Source organism: Aeromonas sp. (genome assembly GCF_050633025.1).
In the GTDB taxonomy this organism is placed as follows: Bacteria; Pseudomonadota; Gammaproteobacteria; order Enterobacterales; family Aeromonadaceae; genus Aeromonas.
This window is the reverse complement of sequence record NZ_JBODRQ010000209.1, coordinates 1-3,900: the sequence shown is the minus strand read 5'-3', so window position 1 is coordinate 3,900 and position 3,900 is coordinate 1. Positions and strand designations below refer to the sequence as shown.

General features: G+C 58.6%; 4 protein-coding genes and 1 pseudogene. 3 read left to right on the top strand and 2 right to left on the bottom strand.

The genetic code is table 11. The features are described 5' to 3' along the window. The first annotated feature begins 4 nt into the window (after nt 1–4). Both ACRAUW_RS17285 and ACRAUW_RS17280 read left to right on the top strand, forming a co-directional pair. On the top strand, nt 5–130 hold the full coding sequence (locus ACRAUW_RS17285) for a hypothetical protein (RefSeq protein ID WP_431363260.1): 126 nt from the start codon (nt 5–7) through the stop codon (nt 128–130). A 171-nt stretch (nt 131–301) separates the two neighbouring features. Further along, nucleotides 302–1,975 (top strand): methyl-accepting chemotaxis protein, encoded by a 1,674-nt coding sequence (locus ACRAUW_RS17280; protein WP_431363259.1) that lies wholly within the window; start codon nt 302–304, stop codon nt 1,973–1,975. Between the two features lie 200 nt (nt 1,976–2,175). Here ACRAUW_RS17280 and ACRAUW_RS17275 read toward each other — a convergent pair. Then, nucleotides 2,176–2,289 (bottom strand): annotated as a pseudogene (locus ACRAUW_RS17275) (ribonuclease T2 family protein); the annotation flags it as partial. 196 nt (nt 2,290–2,485) lie between these two features. Between ACRAUW_RS17275 and ACRAUW_RS17270 the strand changes: the two are divergent. Beyond that, entirely contained in the window at nt 2,486–3,046 is a 561-nt protein-coding gene (locus ACRAUW_RS17270; protein ID WP_033138393.1) for a gamma carbonic anhydrase family protein, read from the top strand. A gap of 80 nt (nt 3,047–3,126) precedes the next feature. Here ACRAUW_RS17270 and ACRAUW_RS17265 read toward each other — a convergent pair. Beyond that, the coding region (locus ACRAUW_RS17265; RefSeq protein WP_431363258.1) for an SAM hydrolase/SAM-dependent halogenase family protein at nt 3,127–3,900 on the bottom strand (774 nt) is incomplete at its 5' end.

Here is a 3,900-nt window from a genome sequence, read left to right as displayed (position 1 = left end):
ACCGCTGTTAGCTCAATTGGGGCACCGACCTCTGTCAGAAGACGGATTGACCGCCCAGAGGGCGCAGTTGCGCGAGTTGGCCACGGTTGCCGGACGACTCACGCGGCTGGAACAGGAGTGGGTCCGCTAGACGATCTCCACAGACCCCTCCACCCGGAGGGTCTGTGGAGATCCTCCAATAAGCCTCATTATCTCGTGTGGGCACACCTGATGCACAAACCCATGAGCTTGTTAACAGTTCTGGCCTGATGGGGCTCGTATGATATCCATTCAAACGATTGATATGGGATGTCATACGCAAATGAAACATGTCTCTATCCGGGCCAAGACCCTGACTCTGGCCATAGTGCCTATCTTGATGATGGCGCTACTGCTCAATGTCGGTTTCTGGTGGCGTGAGCAGAGAGCCCTCGATGCCGAGCTCGAGCGCTACCGCCACAGTGCCCTCGAGCAGAAGAAGGTGGCACTGGCCGAACATGTGCAGATGGCCAGAACCGCCATCGCCCATCTGCTCAGTCAGGATGGTCCCGAGGCTCGCGAGCAGGCCAAGGGCATACTGCGCACCTTGCGCTATGCCGAGGATGGCTACTTCTACGTCTACGATACCAAGGGGGTTAACATCGCCCATGGCATCAAGCCCGCGCTGGAGGGTAAGGACCTCTCCGGCATGACCGACAGTGAAGGTAACAAGGTGATCCTCGATATCATCAAGGCGGCCGAGAGTGGTGACGGCTATTCGCGCTTTATCTGGGACAAGCCCTCCAAGGGGAGCGAGCAGCCCAAGCTTGGCTATGCAGTGCAACTGTCCCAGTGGGGCTGGGTGCTGGGCACCGGTTTCTATATCGATGACATCGATGATGAGATGGCCAGGGCCCGCGAGGAGGGGGAGGCTGAACTGGCTATCACTATGCGTGATACCCTGCTCATCTCGTTGTTGCTGACCCTGCTGGCCATCGTTGGCGGCATCTGGGTGTCACGCTCCATCACCCGACCGATCCAGACCCTGGTGGAGAGTTTTCACGATCTCGCCCACGGCGAGGGGGATCTCACCCGTCGCCTCAAGCTGGAGCTGGGGGATGAGCTTGGCGATCTCGCCCGTAGTTTCAACGGTTTTATCGAGAAAATCCATCATTTGGTGGAGCAGGTAACATCGTCATCGGATCGGGTCTATCGCTCGGTCGAGACTCTGCAGCGTCAGTCCGGTGACTACCTCTCCCGCATGAGCTCCCACCACAGGGAGACGGAGCAGGTGGTAGCTGCCATGACAGAGATGAGCTCTACCGCCCACAGTGTGGCAGGCAACGCTGGCGATGCGGCCACTGCTACCGGCAATGCCGACAACCTGTCGCGCCAGACTCGGGTGGTGATCACCCGTGCCATGGATGGCATCGACTCATTGATCTCCGACCTCAATGCTATCCACCAACAGATAAGCACCCTGACCCGGGAAACGGATCAGATCCAGAACGTAGTGGGGGTTATCTCGGGGATCGCTGATCAGACCAACTTGCTGGCGCTCAATGCCGCCATCGAGGCTGCCCGAGCCGGTGAACAGGGGCGCGGCTTTGCCGTGGTGGCCGACGAGGTGCGCCAACTCGCCTCCCGTACCCAGCAGAGCACGGTGGAGATCGGCACCATGCTGCAGCGGCTGCAACAGATGGTGACTACCGCCGGTACTCTGATGAGTGAGAGCCAGACCCGCCACAGCAGCACCCTGAGCGAAACCGGCGCCCTGGTGACCAATCTAGACCAGATGAGCAGCGCCATCACCACCATCAATGACATGAACTTGCAGATCGCCAGCGCTGCCGAGCAGCAGCACGCGGTAACCGAGGAGATCAACCGCAATCTGGTGGCCATTCAGCAGATCGTGGCCGAGCTCAGCCAGGGGGCCGATGCCACCCGCCATACCTGCGAGGAGCTGGCCGACTCGGGCCGTACCCTGCATCGGTTGGTGGAGCGGTTTCAGATATAAAACTAAGGAAGATTCCCTGCAGGGTAACGCTAGTCAGTTAAGAGAATCTGAGTCCCAACCCGCTGGGTAAGAGTTAAAGAGTGAGGGAGACATTATGCCTCCCTCTTTTGTTATTGCATGCCAGCTAGGGGAAGGGTTGAATCCAAATTATAGGGCGATGCGGAGCAGGGGCAATGAATGGAGAGTAACCTCTTTGCCACTGGCGACCAGGAGAGCGCCATGGCGTAATAATCAAACATCCCCGCCTCCCCTTTGGCCTGTGCGGCCGAGGAGAGCAACAAACCACCCGCCAGCAGGGCAATCATCTTCTTCATCTATATATGTCCATTTCAACCAACTCGGAAATGACTGCAATGCTCCCGTATTCCAGCGCGAGGAACAGTGCTCCCGCTGAGGCTGGCGACAAGGGTCAGACCACTTCGGGGTTTCACCGGATAATAACGAGGCGTAAGCTGGCATCCTGGCGCCGGGTGCGCCGCCGCATCATTTCAAGCAACCACAGGATGTAACATGATCCGCAAGAATCCCTCCGGCCATCTGCCTGTCATCGATGAATCCGCCTATATCGACAAGACCGCCATCATCTGCGGCAAGGTGATCATCAAAGAGAACGTCTTCGTTGGCCCCTATGCGGTGATCCGCGCCGACGAGGTGGATGCCAACGGCGAGATGGAGCCCATCGTCATCGGTGCCAACTCCAACATTCAGGACGGGGTGGTGATCCACTCCAAATCCGGCGCTGCCGTCACCATCGGCGAGTACAGTTCCATCGCCCACCGTTCTATCGTGCATGGGCCCTGTGAAGTGGGCAACCGGGTCTTTATCGGTTTCAACAGCGTGCTGTTCAATTGCCATATCGGTGACGGCGCAGTGGTGCGCCACAACTCGGTGATTGATGGCTGCGATCTGCCGCCGGAGTTCTACGTTCCCTCCACCACCCGCATCAACCAGCAGAGCGATTTGACCCATATCCCGCGGGTTTCGGTAGATGCCGCCGAGTTCTCCGAGGATGTGGCTCACACCAATATCGATCTGGTCAAAGGGTACAAGGCGCTCTCCAACGAGTTCTGATCCCTTTCTTTATTACCAGAGAACAAAACGGGCGCCGAGGCGCCCGTTGCTATTTCTCTCTCTGCTTATACCTGCAGGGATCAGGAGCACTTCTTCAGGCTGATATGCCAGTTGGCACCGGATTGCACCTGATGCTTGGCAGCGAAGCTGTCCATGTTCAGCGCCACCGACACCTGCAGCAGGCTGTTGAGGTAGACCAGCGGCTGACCTTCCGGCACATCGCCGAAGCTGCTGACGTAAGGGGCCTTGCCGTCATATTTGACCACATCCCCTTCGCGGATCTTGATGCAGGCGTTATCCCCCTTGTTGATCCCCGCTTTGGTCAGCAGGGTATCGTCGATGTTGGTCCAGACGTTGCCGTACTGCACATCGAGGATCGGGATAGTGCCCTTGAGGGTGCCATCTTTCTCGGCGACCGCAGGCTGATAGGGGATCTTCACCACTTCGGCGGGCAGCAGCGGGCCAACCTGCTCATAGCTGATGGCGCCGGAGGCGAGCCGTGCGCCGGTATAGGCGTAAACATCGCGGCCATGGAAGGTGTAGGACTTCTCGGAGCCCTTGAGGCGGTTGAGCTTCTCATCGATCTGGCGCACCGCCTCGATGCCGAAGTGCTCGGCCACCAGGGTCAGGGTGCCGTTGTCCGGGGTCACGATGTAGTGGCCGCTCTTGGTCTTGAGCACCACCGACTTGCGATCAGTGCCGACACCCGGATCAACTACGCTGACGAACACTGTGCCCTGGGGCCAATACTGCAGGGTCTGGTAGAGGCGATAGGAGGCTTCCCAAATGTTGTAAGCCGGGATCTCGTGGGTCAGGTCATAGAGCGGCAGGGTGCGATCCACCCCGAAGGCGAC